Source organism: Pseudaquabacterium terrae (assembly GCF_013266755.1).
Classification (GTDB): domain Bacteria; phylum Pseudomonadota; class Gammaproteobacteria; order Burkholderiales; family Burkholderiaceae_C; genus Pseudaquabacterium; species Pseudaquabacterium terrae.
The window spans coordinates 1-16,085 of sequence record NZ_JABRWJ010000013.1 but is presented as its reverse complement, the minus strand read 5'-3'; the positions used below and the strand labels follow the sequence as shown (position 1 = coordinate 16,085).

The window sequence follows — 16,085 nt, the reverse complement described above, 5'->3', positions numbered from 1 at the left end:
GGACGCTCAAGTACAGTATATGAAGCCCTTCATCCCGCCCGCCGTACACCGCGATCCCCACTCCGGCGCCCGGCCCATCTGCCTCGCGGCGGCCACCACGGCGCTGGCCATCTTGTCTGCCTGCGCGGCGCCGCCGATACAGCCTCCGGCGGCCTCGGTGCCGCTGGCCGCGGCATTCGCGCAAGCCGGTCCCGCAGCCGCTGCCGTCCAAGTCTCTGATGGCGCGTGGTGGGCCGGCTACGACGATCCGACGCTGACAACACTGGTCGAGCAGTCCTTGATCGCCAACCAGGATGTGGCAATCGCCCTGCAACGCGTCGCGCAGGCGCGCGCGGGCAGCGATGCCCAGGGTTCTCGTCTGTGGCCCACCGTGGGCGTGCAGGCGTCGGCCTCGCGCAGCGACAGCGGACTTCCCTCACCGGTCAAGCAAGGCATGCCCGACACACGTGCACTGCGCGCCGGCGTCGACGTGGCCTGGGAGATCGACCTGGCGGGTGGCGTGCGTGCGGCGCGCGACGCGGCGCAGGCCGAAGCCGCCGCCGCAGCGGCCGGTGTGGAAGGCGCACGGCTGCTGGTGGCCAGCGAGGTGGCGCGGCAGTACTTCTTGCTGCGTGGCGCCGAGCAGCGACTGCGCATCGTGCAAGACCTCGCCGCGGCCCAGCGCGAGACGGCAGTTCGCGTCGGCAGCCGCCTGCGCGAAGGCGAGGCCAGCGCCTTCGACCTGGACCGCGCGCGCGCCGAGGCCGATGCGCTCGACGCGCAGCTGCCGCCGCTGCGGATGCTGGCCGGCATCTCGCAGACGCGGCTGGCCGTGCTGTTGGGCCGCAGCCCGTCGGCGCGCGTCGTCGGTGATAACGCAGGGTTTGCATGGCCTGCCGCGCGCGAGATCGGCACCGGCCAGCCCAGCGAACTCCTGAGGCGCCGGCCCGACCTGATCGCTGCCGAGGCGCGCGTCGCGGCCGAGACGCTGCGCGGCGCCGAGGCGCGAGCGCAATGGTGGCCCAAGCTCTTCCTGAGCGCCCTGCTCGGCCGCCAGGATCTGCGCCTGAACGCGCTGGATCTCGCGCCGGTGCACTTCTCGAACGTTGCGCTGGCGTTTGCCGCGCCGGTCTTCAACGCCGGCCGCATCGACGCCGGCATCCGCGCGCAGTCGGCGCGGGCCGAGGAGGCGTTGCTGGTCTGGCAGAAGGCCGTGCTGGTCGCCGTGCAGGAGGTCGAGGACAGCCTGCTCGTGCGCGCCCAGGAGGCCGAGCGCGCCGCTGCGCTGGCCAGCACCGTCGACCACCGCCGCCGCTCGCTGCAGCGCGCGCACTCGCTGCAGCGTGAAGGGCAGATCGACCTGCTGGTGCTGCTGGACGTGCAGCGATCGGTGCTGTCCAGCGAACTCGCGCTGTCGGACAGCCGCCTTCAGCAGGTGCTGGCCGACGTGCAGCTCTACAAGGCGCTGGGCGGCGGCTTCGCGCCGGCCCGAGCCGGCACTGCCATGACTTCCCTTGCCGAGAGGACGCCCCAGTGAACAGGACTTTTCCCGCCGTCTCCCTCCTGGCCATCGCCGCCGCCGGCGTCCTGCTGACCGCTTGCAGCGAACCTCCCGCCCCTGCCCCCATCGTCAAGCCGGTCTTCGTGACCACGGTGGTCGATACCGCGTCCTCGCAAACGCGCTCGTTCACCGCGGTCATCCGAGCCCGTGTCGAAACCGACTTGGGTTTCCGCACTGGCGGCAAGGTGGTGGACCGGCTGGTCGAGGTCGGCGACGTCGTGAAGGCCGGCCAGGCACTCGCGCGACTGGATCCGGCCGACCACCAGTTGGCCATGAGTGCCGCTGCCGACCAGGCGCAGGCGGCGTCGGTCGACGCGCAGCAGGCCGCGTCGGACGAGGCGCGCTTGCGCCGCCTGCTGGCCGACGGTTCGGTGGGCAGTGCCGACCACGAGCGCCAGAAGGCGCGCGCCGACGCGGCCGCGGCCCGGCTGGAGCAGGCGCGCCGCCACCTCGACCTGGCACGCAATCGGCATAGCTACACCACGCTGGTGGCGCCCTATGCCGGCGTGATCACCGCGCTGCGCTTCGAGCGTGGCCAGGTGGTGGCCGAAGGCCAGACCGTGCTGTCGTTGGCCCGAGAGGGCGAGCGCGAGATCGTCGCTGAGCTTCCGGAGGAGTGGGTGGGCCGTGTGCGCACGCTCGTGGCCACGGCCACGCCCTGGCGCGACACGAATTCTTCACTGCGGCTGGTGCTGCGTGAGCTCTCTCCCGTGGCCAGCGCGCAGGGCCGGACCTTCCGCGTGCGCTACGCCGCGGCCCCGGAATCGCGCGCCCTGGTCGCCGACCTGCCCCTGGGCAGCACCATGCAGTTGAACCTGTCTAGACAACCCGCCGGGCCGGCGGCCGCGGTGCTGCCGGTCACCGCGCTGGTGAAGGCCAGCGGATCGGCAGGCGTGTGGGTGTTGGACGGCAAGGAGACGGGCCTGGTCTTCACACCCGTCCAGGTGGTGGCCATCGACGACGCCTCGGTGCACGTCACCGGCCTGGCCGCGGGCAGCCGCGTGGTCAGCGTCGGTGCACAGAAGCTCGATGCCGGCATCACCGTGCGCGCCATCGAACGCACGCCAGAACGCACGCCCGACGGCGGGCCCACCCGCGTCGCCAAGAGCCGCTCATGAAGCGCTTCAACCTCTCGGAATGGGCGGTCACGCATCAGCCGATGGTGCTGTTCCTGATCATCGTGACGCTCATCGTCGGCGGCATCTCTTTCAGCCGGCTGGGGCGCCTGGAGGATCCCAACTTCACCGCCCCGACGATGACGGCCATCGTCGTGTGGCCCGGCGCCACGGCACAGGACGTGCAGGACCAGGTGCTCAACCGCATCGAGCGCAGGCTGCAGGAGCTGGAGCACTTCGAGTACGTGCGAAGCTTTGCTCGCCAGGGTTACGGCGGCATCACGCTGTGGATGAAGGGCGGTACCAGCAAGGCGGACCTGGAGAACGCCTGGTACCAGGCGCGCAAGAAGATCGGCGACGCGCGGCAGGAGTTCCCCGACGGCGTGCGCGGGCCGTTCTTCAATGACGAGTTCAATGACATCTACAGCGTGCTCTACGCGGTGAGCGCGCCCGGGCTGTCGATGGCCGAGCTGTTGGTCGTTACCGAAGACGTGAAGCGGCGCATCCAGGGCGTGGCTGGCGTCGCGAAGGTCGACGTGCTGGGCAAGCAGGCCGAGCGCGTGTTCGTGGAGCTGTCCACCCGGCGGCTGGCCGCACTCGGCATCCCGCCCACGGCGGTGTTCGACGCGCTGGCGCGCCAGAACCTGGTGGCCCCGGCCGGTTCGGCCGACGCCACGCACGACCGTGTCCAGGTGCGGGTGGACGGTGGACTGCGCAGTGCCGCGGACGTCGCCAACGTGACGCTCGAAGTGGGCGGCCAACTGCTGCGACTGGCGGACATCGCCACCGTGCGCTCCGGCACCGAGGAGCCGCCGAGCTTGACCATCCGCCACAACGGCGTGCCGGTGCTGGCCATCGGCGTGACCATGCAGCGCGAAGGCAACGTGCTGGACCTCGGGCGCGCGCTCGAACAGCGGCTCGCGCAAGTGCGGCAGGAGCTGCCGGCCGGCGTGGAGATCCAGCAGTACGCGGATCAGCCGCGCGTGGTGGCGGAGTCAGTCTGGGAGTTCGAGCGCTCGTTCCTGGAAGCGCTGGCGATCGTGCTGGCGGTGTCCTTTCTGTTCCTGGGCTGGCGCACCGGCATCGTGGTGGCCGCTTCGGTGCCGCTGGTGCTCGGGCTGGTGGCGGCCGTGATGGTCGCCGCCGGCTGGAACCTGGACCGCATTTCGCTGGGCGCATTGATCATCGCGCTGGGCCTGTTGGTCGACGACGCCATCATCGCTGTGGAGATGATGGTGGTGAAGCTCGAGGAGGGTTGGGACCGCCTGCGTGCCGCCTCATATGCCTACACGTCCACGGCGTTTCCGATGCTGAGCGGCACACTGGTCACGGCCGCAGGGTTCATGCCGGTGGGTTTTGCGAAGTCGATCGCCGGCGAGTACGCGGGCGGCATTTTCTGGGTCGTGGGGCTGGCGCTCATCCTGTCGTGGGTGGTGGCCGTTGTCTTCACGCCTTATCTCGGCGTCCTGCTGCTGCCGAAGAACCTGGCGGCCAGCATGCACCACGATGTCTACGACCGGCCCCTCTACCGCCGGCTGCGCGCCCTCATCGACGGGGCGGTACAGCACCGCGCCTGGGTGCTGGGCGCGACCGTGCTGGCCTTCGGCATCGCGGGCGCCGGCATGCTGATGGTCCAGCAGCAGTTCTTCCCCACGGCATCGCGGCCGGAGCTGCTGGTCGAACTGCGGCTGCGCGAGGGTGCGTCGTTCGCCGCCACCGAGCGCCAGGTCAAGCGGCTCGAGGTGCTGCTGGCGAAGGACCCGGACATCGAGTTCTTCACCGCCTACACCGGTGCGGGCACACCGCGCTTCTACCTGTCGGTGCAGCCGGAACTACCCAACCCGGGGTTCGCGCAGTTCGTCATCAAGACGGCGGGCATCGAAGAGCGGGAACGGGTACGTGCGCGGCTGATGGGCCTGTTCGACCGGGACGAAGTCCTGCCCGACGTCAAGGCGCGCGTGCTGCGTCTCGAGTTCGGCCCGCCGGTGGGCTTCCCGGTCCAGTTCCGCGTCATCGGCCCCGACAAGGCCCGGGTACGGGAGATCGCCTACCGGGTGCGTGACGCCGTGCGCCAGAGCCCGCTGGTGCGTGACACCCAGTTGGACTGGAACGAGCAGGTTCGCTCGGTACAGGTCCACGTCGACCAGGACAAGGCTCGGCTCCTGGGCCTGTCCACCGCCGACATCCAGGGCCTCGTGCAGACCACGCTGGACGGCGCCCACGTGACGCAGATCCGCCGCGGCGAGGAGCTCGTGGATGTGATCGTGCGGGCCACGCCCGACGAGCGCAAAAGCATCGGCCTGGGCGACCTGCAGCTGTTCACGCGCAGCGGCGTGACCGTGCCGCTGTCCCAGGTCGCGCGCGTGGAGCCCGGCTTCGAGGAGCCGGTGCTGTGGCGGCGCAACCGCGACATGGCGCTCACCGTGCGCAGCGACGTCGTCGACGGCGTGCAGGGGCCGGACGCCACGGCGCAGATTCGGCCGTCGCTGCAATCCATCGTCGACAACCTGCCCTCGGGTTACCGCATCGAGGAAGGCGGCGCCATCGAGGAGAGCGACAAGGCCAACCAGGCGCTGTTCGCGGTGTTCCCGGCCATGTTCGCGGTGATGCTGACGCTGCTGATGATCCAGCTGCAGAGCTTTTCGCGGCTGGCCATGGTGTTCCTGACCGGCCCGCTGGCACTGATCGGCGTGGTGCCGGCGCTGCTGCTGTTCCAGGCGCCGTTCGGCTTCGTCGCGCTGCTGGGCGTGATTGCGCTGGGCGGAATGATCATGCGCAACTCGATCATCCTCGTCGACCAGATCGATCAGGACATTGCGCGCGGCGTCGCACCGTGGGTTGCCATCGTCGATGCCACCGTGCGGCGATCGCGCCCCGTGGTGCTGACGGCGGCCGCCGCGGTGCTGGCGATGATCCCGCTGACACGCAGCGTCTTCTGGGGACCGATGGCCATCTCGATCATGGGCGGCCTCGTCGTGGCCACGGCGCTGACCCTCGTTTTCGTGCCGGCGCTGTACGCCACCTGGTTTCGCGTCCGGCGCGAAAGCCCCGCGCCGACGCCGGCCACCGCGCCGACCGCGGCCATCGTCTGAGGCCAGCAAACATGAGAAGGACAACGCCAAGCCGCAAGGAGGTTTCCCATGAGCGAATCCTCGAAGCTGCTGCCCGCGCCATCCGGCGCAGTGGCTATGACGGTGCGGCAATTGCCGGCATCATGAAAGAGGCCGGCCTGACGCACGGCGGCTTCTACGCCCACTTTGACTCTCGCGAGGCGATGCTGGCCGAAGCCGCGGATCGGGCGGGCGCCGAAAGCGTGGCGGCGCTGGAACAACGCGCTGCATCGGCGGGGCCTAAAGAGGCCTTTCGCACCTTGGTGAAGACCTACGTTTCCAGGACGCATCTCGAATCCGCTGAAACCGGCTGTCCGATTGCCGCTCTGGGCTCGGAGATTCCCCGTCAGGCCCCGGAAGTTCGGCATGCGGCTACGCGCCGCATCAAGCAATTGATTGACCTGGTGGGGCGCCACTCCCCCATCCTGGGCCAGCCCGGCTGTCGAGAGCACGCATTCGCGACCACGGCCACGATGGTGGGCGCCCTCGTGCTGGCGCGCGCCGTCGACGATCCGAGTCTCTCGCAATCGATGCTGGACGCGGCATTCAAGGGTCTGACCGGCGGTTGAGCGGCGCCGGTCCTCAGATCTGGTCCTCGCTCAGCCTCGAATATGACGTTCCTCATATCGCGCTTGATACGCGGCTCTCCAGTCGCAGTTTGCACGACGGCGCGAGTCCGCCCCCAGCCAAACTTCAATGGAAAGTGAAATCGAAATGTCGATAGAACAGACACAGCGACCCGTGGCCATCGTCACGGGCGCGACCGCAGGCATTGGTGCGGGAGTTGGGTTGATCGGGGCGGCGGAGGAGTGCCGCACGTCGAGCAGCAATCGCGGCGCGCTGCGGCCGGATTCGGCGGCATGCTTGTCGAGCAGCGATTCGGCCAGCGGCAGGATGTCACCCTGTCGTTCGCGCAGCGTCGGGATCTTCAGACTGATGACCTTCAACCGGTAGTACAGGTCATCGCGAAACGTGCCGGCGCGAATGGTGGCCGGAAGATCGCGATGGGGGGGCTAGCAACGTGCCGGTGTTGACGTCGACAGGTTTTCCGGCGCAGGCGCTGGCAGATCCGACTAACGGTTCCGCACCGCGCCCGCGGAACGTCTCGCTCGCCAGAACAGGGGAAGCGCGGCAATCAGCAGCCAGGCAGTGGAAGGCTCGGGAATCGACACCGCGCTGCCGGCCGCGTCGGTGATCACGCTGAAGGCGCCGAACCTGCCTGAGAACACGGTGATCGTGCCGGTGATCGTGAGGGAGTGGCTCTCGTGCACGGGTGAGCCATCGAACTCGACGTACTTCGGGTTGAACTCCCATCCGTCGGATCCGTCCGGGAACGTACCGGTGACGATGCTTCCAGGGAAACCGGCATCGAGGGTCAGCTCTGTGATCCCGTCACGAAATCCGCTGAGGGCGAAATACGCTCCGCCGGAGGCAAATTCGAAGCCGGGCCTCGTGATCGAGAGGTCGGTTTCCCAGAAGATCTCGTAGATGAAGTCAATCTCGACCGTCGGCAGCGGGCCGTCGGCATCGACGCGCGGCACGATGAAGTGATGGCCGCTCTGCACGGCCGCCATGGAGGACGAATCGGGCGGGTATGTTGCCGAGCCCGTGACCCCGGCGTCGACCGTGGCCGGATGAATGCCGTCTGCGGAGCGCAGGTGCTTGGTCACAGCCGCCGTGGCGGTGCCCGTGGCCACCGTGCTCGTCGACGGGAGATGATCGGTGACGGTGAACCCCGGCGGGGCAATGAGCGTGAAGGTCGACCGTGCGGAGCTCGTGTAGACGGCCGCCGCCGACGCGGGGCTGGTGGAGAACAGAACCCCGATCCCGGCCAGGAGGCAGGCCGCGATACGCGAGTGCAGTGTTGACAACCCCATGACGGCTCCCGTAGTGCATCGACGATGTGCGGCCGATACCAAGCAAGTTGCGCTCCATGAACGAACGGCACCAGGCTCCACAGAGGAAGGAAGCAGCGCAATGGTCCGCGCCGGCGGCGGGTGGGGCAGGCCGAGGTGTCAAGTGGACCGACAGTTCATGTGCTGCGTGCGGACAAGCCGCGCCCGGTTACGCCGCGAGCTGCCGCCAGGCTTGCACGAGCGCAGCGGCCGCGTGCGCGACCTCATCCTCGGAGGTCGCGCGCCCGACCGAGAGGCGCACCGATCCGGCCGCATGGGCGGCATCGACCTGCATCGCCGCCAGCACGCCGCTGACGGCATCGCTCGCCGAGTGGCACGCCGAACCCAGCGACGCGGCCACCCCGGCCGCTTCCTGCAGCAGTGCGCGACCGCTGACGCCGGGAAAGGACAGGTGCAAGGTGTTGGGCAGCCGATGGTCCGGGTGCCCGTTCAGCTGCAGGCTGGGGATGGCATCGGCGAGCAGCCGATGCAATCGATCGCGGCGCTGCAGCAGCGTGTCGGTCAGTCCGGGCAGCGCTTCCTGCGCCAACCTGGCCGCGGCGCCCAGCGCCACGATCAGCGCCACGTTCTCGGTTCCCGGGCGCAGGCCGCGCTCCTGGTCGGCGCCGTGCAGTATGGACGCTATCGACGTGCCCTTGCGCACATACGAGCACGTCCGGGTGCACGGGCGTGGTCGCGTTGTGGTCCAGGTAGATCGGTCGGTTCATGGGTGTGCCGGCTGCGCCGGGTTCAGTCGCGGATGTGTCTCTTCGCCCCAGTGGTGGAGCGCCGCGCCCGACAGCAACATCGCCGCCGCGACGAACCAGAACGCGGTTTCGATCTGCCCACCGACGGCAGCCGCTGCACCCAGCCCGAGCGCCCCGATGCCGTAGCCCAGGTCGCGCCAGAAGCGGTAGATGCCGATCGCCGATGCGCGCCAGTTCGGGTGGGCAATGTCGGCCACCGCGGCGCTCAGGTTGGGATACAGCATCGCCATGCCGAGGCCGGCCACCGCCGCCGATGCGCCCCACCACCCCATGCCGCTGCCCAGCGGCAGCAGCGCCACGCCGGCGCCGCACACCCCCATGCCGGCCGCATTGAGGCGATGACGCCCGATGTGATCGGAGAGCCGGCCGGTGAAGAACTGCGCGCCGCCCCAGGTGAAGCCATAGAGGCCGACGATCCACCCGATGCCCGCCAGGCTCACGCCCCGCTGGTGCAGGTAGACCGGCCAGAAGGCCCAGACCAGCGCGTCGACGAACTTCTCGACCATGCCGGCCTGGCACAGCGCGGCCATGCGACGGTCCTTCCAGCTCATCAGCGCGAATACCTCGGCCGTGCCCGGCCGCGGGCTGACGCCTTTCGGATAACGTGGCCGCAGCGATGTCGTGGCCGCGGGAGCCTTCACCTCGGCCTGCGCCCACGGCAGGGTCTCGGCCACGACCAGCCAGCTCAGCAGCGTGGCCAGTCCGATCACCGCCGCGCCGAACCACAGCAGGCTCTCGCGCGGGCCCATCAGCGCCGCTGCGTAACCCGTCACCACCGCGGCGATCGCCATGCCGACGTAGCCCGCAAACTCGTTCAAGCCGATCACCAGGCCGCGCTGGTCGGCGCGCGTGAGGTCGAGCTTGGCGGTCTGCGTCATCGACCAGGTCAGGCCCTGGTTGATGCCCAGAAGCACCGTCGCCGCGACGATCCAGGACCACGACGGCGCGAAGTACACGAGCACCGGGATCGGCAGCGCCACCAGCCAGCCGATCAGCAGCACGCGGCGGCGGCCGATGCGCTCGGCCAGCCGGCCGGCGACGAAGTTCATCGCGCCCTTGCCGAAGCCGAAGGCGACGACGAACGCCACCAGCAGCATGAACGAGCCGCGCGGCACGCCGAACTCGGACTCGGCCCGCGCCGGCACGACGTTGCGCATCATGCCGATCGTCATGCCGACCAGCAGCACCTGCAGCAACTGCTGCAGCACCTGGCCGAGGTTGGCGCGCAGGCCGAACTGCATGGTCTCAAGCCGCCGCGGCTGCAGGCAGCGCGCCGCGCAGGTTGGCGGCGACGATGTCATCGCTGCCGGGCTGCTTCGGCGGGATGTCGGCGACAAGCGCTTCGATGAAGACATCGCGCGGCAACTTGAGCATCGGGTTGAACCGCCGCTCGAAGCCGATCGTCGATGCGGGCTTGCCCGACAGGCCGGCACCGCAAGCGCTGCCGGGCTGGTGGCCCGGGTAGATCTCGAGGTCCACGGGCAGCTGCAGCAGCCTGGCGTGCAGACTGTCGTGCAGCTGGGCCGCCATCTCGCGTTCGTGCCCGGCCAGGTCCGGCCGGCCGACAGCGCCGACGAACAGCGTGTCGCCGGTGATCACGAACCAGGGCTCGTCGCCGCGGCGCAGGTCGCGCACCAGCAGGCACACGCTGTCGGGGGTGTGGCCAGGGGTGTGCAGCACGTCGACCACGACGTTGCCGACATCGAGGCGCTGGCCGTCGGCCAGCGGCATGAATTCGAAGCCGACGCGGCCGCGGTTGCTCTCGTGCAGCGCATACGGCGCGCCGGTGCGGCGCGCCAGCGCGAGGCCGCCGGAGTGGTGGTCGGCATGCACGTGGGTGTCGATGACGTACGAGATCGGCACGCCGATGCGCGCCGCCTCAGCGACGAACCAGTCCTCGTCTCCGGCCACCACGTCGACGGCCACGGCCTTGCCGATGCCGGCGCAGCCGAACAGGTAGGACAGCGTGGCGTGCTCGGCCGCGCGTTGTCGGAAGAACATCGTTATCTCCTCGAGCTCAGGTAGTGACGGGCAGGCCCCGGGCGCGCCATTCGGCGACCCCATCGCTCAGATGAAAGGCCTGGTAGCCGCGCTTGCGCAGCAGGTCCACCGCGCTCTTGGCCATCAGGCAGAACGGGCCGCGGCAATAGGCGACCAGCGGCATGTCCTTCGGCAGCTCGGCGAGGCGCTTCTTCAGCTCGTCCACCGGCAGCGAGCGCGCATGCGGCAGGTGGGCGACGGCGTATTCCTCGGCCGGCCGGACATCCAGCACCAGCAGCTCGCCGGCGGCCGCCTTCTTCAGCATGGTCTTGCGATCGATGCCTTCGAGCTCGCCGCCTTGCGACACCAGGTCCGACAGCGCGACCTGCAGCTCCACCAGGCGCTCTTCGGCCTGCGCCCGCAGCGAGACCCACAGGTCGGCCACGCTGTCGCTGGCCAGGCGGTAGACCACGTACTTGCCGGCCTTGCGGGTATCGACCAGGCGCGCCAGGCGCAGCTCGCGCAGGTGGGCGCTGGCCAGCTTGACGCTGATCTCCGCCTGCGCCGCCAGCAGCTCGACGCTCTTCTCGCCCTGACACAGCAGCTCGATCAGCTCCAGGCGCTTCGGGCTCGCCACGGCCTTTCCGATGCGCGCGACCTGTTCGTACAGCCGGTCCTTGATTTCTCTCATGCCGATAGTCTAACGATCATTAGATCGTTTGCGCAAGCACACCTTGCGGCGGCATCGCGCCGCGCTGCTCAATCGGTCTGCGGTGCCGCCCTGCGCTGCTCGCGGAATGCGCGTGGCGTGATGCCCTGCCGATCCTTGAAGCTGCGGTTGAAAGGCCCGATCGAGCCGAAGCCGGCCTCCAGCGCCAGCGTCAGGATCGGACGGCGGTCGCAGGCCGGATCGGCGAGGCGTTGCTCGACTTCGAGCAGGCGATGTTCGTTGATGAAGGCTGCGAAGTTGCGGTAGCCCAGTTGGCGATTGATCAGCTCGCGCAGCCGGTACTCGGGCAGCCCCAGGCGCTGGGCGAGGCCGGCCAGCGTCAGCTCGGGATCGCGGTAGAGGCAGTCCACCGTCATCAGCTGCTCCAGGCGCTGCAGGAGGTGCGCATCCGTCCCATCGGCCTCGGCCCGCGGTTCCATGGCGGGCGCCGGCTTGTCCTGCGCTGAGGCCTCTGTGCCGAACAAGGTGTCGAGCGCGCGCGTATCGGCCCCGGTCAGGCAGGCCGCGCCGACCAGCAAGCCGGCCAGGATCACCGCGACGTTGAGACTATCCAGCCACGCCGGTGCCGCCGTGCCTTGCAGTTGAAGCTCGACCATCAGCACCGCCAGGCCATGAAGCCCGATGTAGCCGAGCAGCCAGCCGCGCAGCTTGCGCCGGCTCGCCACCAGGTCCCCGCTGCGCGTGGCCCACAGCCGCCACAGGGCCAGCAGCACGAAACCCGCGGCGACCAGCTTCGGCACCGCTTGCGCAGCCCCCGGCAGCAGCGACGTCCGCATCAGCCCCGTGAGCAGCAACGACCCGGCGGCCACCCAGGCCAGCGGCGGCACATCCGCCTTGTCCTCGAACCCGTTGCGCACCAGCCACCAGAACGCCACCGGAAAGCCCAGCGCACCGATCGACAGGGGCAGCAGCACGGCAACAGGGGCCTGCGCCATTTCCGGCGCCGCGCGCAAGAGGTAGGCCATCACGCAGAGCAGCAAGGGCAGCAGGACCCGGCGCGCCCGCGCCGGCGCCCGCAGCAGCGCGACTGCGAGTGCCAGCGCCACGCCGATGGCGAGCGCACGCAGGACGAGGACAGGGGCAATCGGCATCGGGCGGACGATGGTTGATGCGGCGCTTCGCAGTCTTGCCGAATCCTGCAATGCCTGCGCGATTTCAACAAACGGCGTGCTTCTGCAGCAAACCGGCGCGACGTGCGGCGCGCCCGTTCCTAGGGTGCAGGCATCTCATCAACGAAAGCACTGCGATGCCTGCCGTCTGCCTCACTCACGCGTTCGGCCTCGATGCCCTGATGGGCATCCTGCTGGTCGACTTCCTGCGCTATCTGTTGCCGGCCGCCACGCTGGCCGGGGTGCTGGTGCTGCTGCCCGCCGACTGGGTGGCCAGCCGCCGGGTGAGCACGCGCGAACCCGCGGCCGGCCAGCCGCGCCGCGAGTTCCTGTTCTCGATGTCCACGGTGCTGATCTTCTCGGTCGTCGGCGCGCTGATGGTCGCCGGCGTCCAGGCGGGCGTGCTGCGCATGTACCAGGACGTTGCTGACCATGGCTGGCCCTACCTGATCGCAAGCCTCGCCGCGTTGATCGTGCTGCACGACGCCTGGTTCTATTGGACCCACCGGCTGCTGCACCAGCGCCGGGTGTTCCGCTGGGCCCATCGCACCCACCATCAATCGGTGGCGCCGACGCCGTGGGCGGCCTACAGCTTCGCGCCGGCCGAGGCCGTGGTCCAGGCGGTGTTCCTGCCGCTCGTGTTGACCGTGCTGCCGTTGCATCCGTCGGTGATCGGCATCTTCCTGGTGCACATGATCGTGCGCAACGTGCTCGGACATGCCGGCGTCGACCTGATGCCGCGCGCCTGGCTCGCCGGCTGGTGGGGACGCTGGCTGACGACGACGCTGCATCACGACATGCACCATGCCGACGGCCGCTTCAACCGGGGGCTGTACTTCACGTGGTGGGACCGCCTGGGCGGCACGGAGCATCCCGAATACCGCCAGCGGCTTGATGAGTGGCTTCGCCGGGCCGGCATGTGATGCGCCGGCTGCAGACCGGCAGGCGCGCCGCATACTGGCGTTCACCGACGCCATCCCGGGGACTGCACGATGAAGCTGCTACGCCTGCTCGTCCTGTCGCTGGCCTGTGTCCTCGCCGCGTTGCCGCTGTGCGGCCAGGCGCAGGACCGGCCGGCCGACCCTTGGCGGCCGATCCAGCGACTGCTCGGCGACTGGGTGGGTACGACCGAGGGCCAGGCCGGCACGGCCAGCGTGTCGCGGCGCTACGCCCAGGTGCTGCGCGGCCGCTTCGTCCACGAGACGAACATGTCGACCTACCCGCCGCAGGAGCGCAACAAGGCAGGAGAAGTGCACGAGCACACCGGCATGTTCAGCCACGACAAGGCGCGCAAGGTGCTGGTGCTGCGGCACTTCCACATCGAGGGTTTCGTCAATACCTACCGCCAGGTGTCCGAGCCGGGCGCCGCGCTGCTGGTGTTCGAGAGCGAGGTCTTCGAGAACTTCAACAACGCCTGGAAGGCGCGCGAGACCTACGAGTTCACCGGCGACGACGAGTTCGTCGAGACTTTCGAGCTGGCGCCGCCGGGCAAGCCCTTCCAGGTTTACAGCCGCACGCAGCTGAAGCGGATGCGGCCTGCTCAGTGAGCCGTTCGGAATCCCGCGAAGATGTCGCAGCGCTCGGGACGGAAGAAGTTTCGGTAGCGCCGATCCTGCAGGCGTGGGTGGGTCGCGAACGCGCCGCCTCGCAGTTCGCGGTGATCGCCGAACCACGGCGCCGAATAGTCCTTGTAGGGCCCAACGACGAAGCCTGGATACGGCAGGAAGGGGGAAGCCGTCCACTCCCAGACGCTGTCGCCCCAGTCGAAGGCGTCAGCCGGCAGCGTCGCCGCCGCGTGCCCCCACTCGGCCGCCGTGGGAAGCCGCCGGCCGACCCAGCGACAGTAGGCCTGCGCTTCGTAGGCACTGACGTGGACCACCGGCTGATTCGGATCGAGCGGCGACCAGCGGTCGAACCATCGCTGCTGCCATTCGCCGCCTGGCGCTGCCAGCCGCCAGCGAGCCGGATGCGAGCGCGCCGCTTGGCGGCGCCAGAGACCGGCATCACCGGGCCAGTGGTCGGGATCGTCGTAGCCACCCGCGTTCACGAACCGACAGAACTCACCCGCCGTCACGCAACGGCTGTCGATCTCGAAAGGCTCCAGCTGCACGGCCATCGAGGGTCGCTCGTTGTCGAACGCGAAACCCGCTTCGTCCGCCACGTAGCCCAGGGACGTGCTTGCTCGGTCAAGGCGGATCACTCCCTCGCCACGCAATGCTCGCAAACGCGCACCTTCCGGCGCCGGGTAGCCCAGCGTCGCCCGCAGCCAGCAGAACGCCTCGGCATGCATGTCCTCATGCAGCAGCGCGAGGCGGTGGAAGTACAGCGCGGCGTCGCTGTCACCCGTGGGCATCGCGGCGATCGTTTCGGCGAGCTGAGCCTCGAGGCGCGCGAACAGCTCGGCGCGCTCTGGCGTGGGAAGGTCCCACCGCTGCGCATGAGGCAATCGTGCCGAATCGAAGGTCTCGTCGGGACCGGCGATTCGGGCGGGCCGCGCGGCGTGTACGAAGCCGTCGCTGCCAACGAGGTGCGGGCCGCGCTGGGTCCAGAACTCGGCAAACCACGCGACGTGACCGAGCTCCCAGGCGATCGGATTGATACCCGCCTGGTGTGGGATGCGCCACTGCGACTCGTCGAGATCGTCGACGAGGCGCCGCAGCCGCTGCCGGCTGTCGCGCAACGCAGCGGCCAGCGCAGGCCCGGCAAGGCGACGTGCGTTCATCGCTTCGCTAACACGTGACAAGATCGCTCCATGGTCCGACCTGGCGTGATCATCGTCTCACCGGCCGCCGCTGCCGACAACAACGGCAACTGGTACACGGCCGCCAGATGGCGGGACTTTCTGCAACCCGCCGTGCAGGCCAGCGTGACGCAGCAGTGGGTGGATGAGCCAGCCGATGCGCTGATTGCGCTGCATGCGCGGAAGTCCGCGCCGTCGATCGAGCGCTTCCGTGCTGCCCGGCCCGGAGGGCCCATTGCACTGGTGCTCACGGGCACCGATCTCTATCGCGACATCGCCACGTCCCCACAAGCTCAGCGGTCGCTCGACCTTGCAGACCACCTCATCGTCCTGCAGCCGCTGGGGCTGATGCGCCTGAGCGGAGCGCAACGTGCCAAGGCCCGGGTGATCGTGCAATCCGCACCGCTCGGCGTGCCCGCGGCGGTCGCCGGCGACCGGCCACCGGTGTTCGTCGCGGTCGGACATCTGCGCGCAGAGAAGGACCCGCTGACGCTGATGGAAGCTGCTCGGTCGCTGGACCCGAAAGAGCGAGTGCACATCGACCACATCGGAGCGGCGCTCGACCCAGGCTTGGCCGACGCCGCACGGCAGACGATGTCCGACTGTCCGCATTACCGGTGGTTGGGAGGCCTGTCGCACGATCAAACGCTGAGCGCGATCGCCGGTGCCACGGCGCTCGTGCACATGAGCCGCCTGGAGGGCGGCGCGCATGTGGTCATCGAAGCCGTGCGCGCCGGCCTGCCCGTGATCGCCAGCCGCATCGATGGCAACGTGGGCCTGCTGGGCGAGGACTATGAGGGCTATTTCCCAGCAGGCGACGCGCAGACCCTCGCGGCGGCACTGCGTCGATTTCAGGCGGATGCGGCCTGGGCCGCGCGGCTTCGCCGACAGTGCGCCGAGCGGGCGCAGGACTTCGCGCCGGAAAGGGAAGCCGCTGCCGTGCAGCGCCTCGTGGCGGACATGCTGGCGGCCGGAAGCTAGGCCGAAGTTCCAGCACCCGCCGAACGAGTTTGTTCTTGTGCCACAGGCACTTGGCGTGAGATCTGGGTTCGCGTTTCTGTCTACGGCCGGATCTGCTTGATCAGATCGAGCGCGTGAC

Annotated in this window: 15 protein-coding genes; 7 read left to right on the top strand and 8 right to left on the bottom strand. The window is 69.3% G+C overall.

What is annotated here, in order from left to right; genetic code table 11:
* Positions 1-19: 19 nt before the first annotated feature.
* The 4 genes from HLB44_RS32065 to HLB44_RS32050 are packed head-to-tail and all read left to right on the top strand — an operon-like array spanning position 20 to position 6,334.
* Positions 20-1,516 carry an efflux transporter outer membrane subunit gene (locus HLB44_RS32065; protein ID WP_173133259.1) on the top strand — a complete coding sequence of 499 codons (1,497 nt, stop codon included), beginning with the start codon at positions 20-22 and terminating at the stop codon, positions 1,514-1,516.
* Complete coding sequence (locus HLB44_RS32060; protein WP_173133256.1) at positions 1,513-2,658, top strand: efflux RND transporter periplasmic adaptor subunit; 1,146 nt, start codon at positions 1,513-1,515, stop codon at positions 2,656-2,658. The genes HLB44_RS32065 and HLB44_RS32060 overlap by 4 nt, the downstream gene beginning before the upstream one ends.
* Positions 2,655-5,747, top strand: a complete 3,093-nt coding sequence (locus tag HLB44_RS32055) for an efflux RND transporter permease subunit (protein ID WP_173133253.1) — start codon at positions 2,655-2,657, stop codon at positions 5,745-5,747. The genes HLB44_RS32060 and HLB44_RS32055 overlap by 4 nt, the downstream gene beginning before the upstream one ends.
* An 11-nt stretch (positions 5,748-5,758) precedes the next feature.
* A complete protein-coding gene (locus tag HLB44_RS32050) occupies positions 5,759-6,334 on the top strand; it encodes a TetR/AcrR family transcriptional regulator (RefSeq protein WP_173133250.1) in 576 nt (191 codons plus the stop codon).
* Positions 6,335-6,364: 30 nt separating this feature from the next.
* Here the strand turns inward: HLB44_RS32050 and HLB44_RS32045 are convergent, their stop codons facing one another.
* From HLB44_RS32045 to HLB44_RS32015, 7 genes are all read right to left on the bottom strand, one after another.
* Positions 6,365-6,712: a hypothetical protein gene (locus HLB44_RS32045; RefSeq protein WP_173133247.1), complete on the bottom strand. Its 348-nt coding sequence runs from the start codon at positions 6,710-6,712 to the stop codon at positions 6,365-6,367.
* Between the two features lie 126 nt (positions 6,713-6,838).
* Complete coding sequence (locus HLB44_RS32040; RefSeq protein WP_173133244.1) at positions 6,839-7,636, bottom strand: PEP-CTERM sorting domain-containing protein; 798 nt, start codon at positions 7,634-7,636, stop codon at positions 6,839-6,841.
* 193 nt (positions 7,637-7,829) lie between these two features.
* The gene (locus tag HLB44_RS32035; protein WP_173133230.1) at positions 7,830-8,324 is read right to left on the bottom strand and encodes an aminotransferase class V-fold PLP-dependent enzyme; all 495 of its coding nucleotides are present in this window, start codon (positions 8,322-8,324) and stop codon (positions 7,830-7,832) included.
* Between the two features lie 60 nt (positions 8,325-8,384).
* Entirely contained in the window at positions 8,385-9,668 is a 1,284-nt protein-coding gene (locus tag HLB44_RS32030; RefSeq protein ID WP_173133227.1) for an MFS transporter, read from the bottom strand.
* A gap of 4 nt (positions 9,669-9,672) precedes the next feature.
* The gene (locus HLB44_RS32025) at positions 9,673-10,428 is read right to left on the bottom strand and encodes an MBL fold metallo-hydrolase (RefSeq protein WP_173133224.1); all 756 of its coding nucleotides are present in this window, start codon (positions 10,426-10,428) and stop codon (positions 9,673-9,675) included.
* A gap of 16 nt (positions 10,429-10,444) precedes the next feature.
* Positions 10,445-11,098 (bottom strand): ArsR/SmtB family transcription factor, encoded by a 654-nt coding sequence (locus HLB44_RS32020; RefSeq protein WP_173133221.1) that lies wholly within the window; start codon positions 11,096-11,098, stop codon positions 10,445-10,447.
* A gap of 68 nt (positions 11,099-11,166) precedes the next feature.
* Positions 11,167-12,228, bottom strand: a complete 1,062-nt coding sequence (locus tag HLB44_RS32015; RefSeq protein WP_173133217.1) for a helix-turn-helix domain-containing protein — start codon at positions 12,226-12,228, stop codon at positions 11,167-11,169.
* Positions 12,229-12,383: 155 nt separating this feature from the next.
* Between HLB44_RS32015 and HLB44_RS32010 the strand changes: the two genes are divergently transcribed.
* Together HLB44_RS32010 and HLB44_RS32005 are read left to right on the top strand one after the other, a co-directional pair.
* Complete coding sequence (locus HLB44_RS32010) at positions 12,384-13,169, top strand: sterol desaturase family protein (protein WP_173133214.1); 786 nt, start codon at positions 12,384-12,386, stop codon at positions 13,167-13,169.
* 69 nt (positions 13,170-13,238) lie between these two features.
* Positions 13,239-13,793, top strand: a complete 555-nt coding sequence (locus HLB44_RS32005) for a hypothetical protein (RefSeq protein ID WP_173133211.1) — start codon at positions 13,239-13,241, stop codon at positions 13,791-13,793.
* Here the strand turns inward: HLB44_RS32005 and senA are convergent.
* Positions 13,787-14,968, bottom strand: coding sequence for a selenoneine synthase SenA (gene senA, locus HLB44_RS32000; protein ID WP_173133208.1), 1,182 nt, complete (start codon positions 14,966-14,968; stop codon positions 13,787-13,789). The two genes, HLB44_RS32005 and senA, sit on opposite strands and share 7 nt — an antisense overlap.
* Positions 14,969-14,998: 30 nt before the next feature.
* Between senA and senB the strand changes: the two genes are divergently transcribed.
* Positions 14,999-15,967 (top strand): selenoneine biosynthesis selenosugar synthase SenB, encoded by a 969-nt coding sequence (senB, locus tag HLB44_RS31995; protein WP_173133205.1) that lies wholly within the window; start codon positions 14,999-15,001, stop codon positions 15,965-15,967.
* Positions 15,968-16,085 lie beyond the last annotated feature (118 nt).

Excerpts from the sequence above, each read along its gene's own strand:
- senB (WP_173133205.1), top strand. The coding sequence starts at position 14,999 with ATGGTCCGACCTGGCGTGATCATCGTCTCACCGGCCGCCGCTGCCGAC.
- HLB44_RS32030 (WP_173133227.1), bottom strand. The coding sequence starts at position 9,668 with ATGCAGTTCGGCCTGCGCGCCAACCTCGGCCAGGTGCTGCAGCAGTTG.
- HLB44_RS32015 (WP_173133217.1), bottom strand. The coding sequence starts at position 12,228 with ATGCCGATTGCCCCTGTCCTCGTCCTGCGTGCGCTCGCCATCGGCGTG.
- senA (WP_173133208.1), bottom strand. The coding sequence starts at position 14,968 with ATGAACGCACGTCGCCTTGCCGGGCCTGCGCTGGCCGCTGCGTTGCGC.
- HLB44_RS32065 (WP_173133259.1), top strand. The coding sequence starts at position 20 with ATGAAGCCCTTCATCCCGCCCGCCGTACACCGCGATCCCCACTCCGGC.
- HLB44_RS32025 (WP_173133224.1), bottom strand. The coding sequence starts at position 10,428 with ATGTTCTTCCGACAACGCGCGGCCGAGCACGCCACGCTGTCCTACCTG.
- HLB44_RS32020 (WP_173133221.1), bottom strand. The coding sequence starts at position 11,098 with ATGAGAGAAATCAAGGACCGGCTGTACGAACAGGTCGCGCGCATCGGA.
- HLB44_RS32010 (WP_173133214.1), top strand. The coding sequence starts at position 12,384 with ATGCCTGCCGTCTGCCTCACTCACGCGTTCGGCCTCGATGCCCTGATG.
- HLB44_RS32050 (WP_173133250.1), top strand. The coding sequence starts at position 5,759 with ATGAGAAGGACAACGCCAAGCCGCAAGGAGGTTTCCCATGAGCGAATC.
- HLB44_RS32055 (WP_173133253.1), top strand. The coding sequence starts at position 2,655 with ATGAAGCGCTTCAACCTCTCGGAATGGGCGGTCACGCATCAGCCGATG.
- HLB44_RS32005 (WP_173133211.1), top strand. The coding sequence starts at position 13,239 with ATGAAGCTGCTACGCCTGCTCGTCCTGTCGCTGGCCTGTGTCCTCGCC.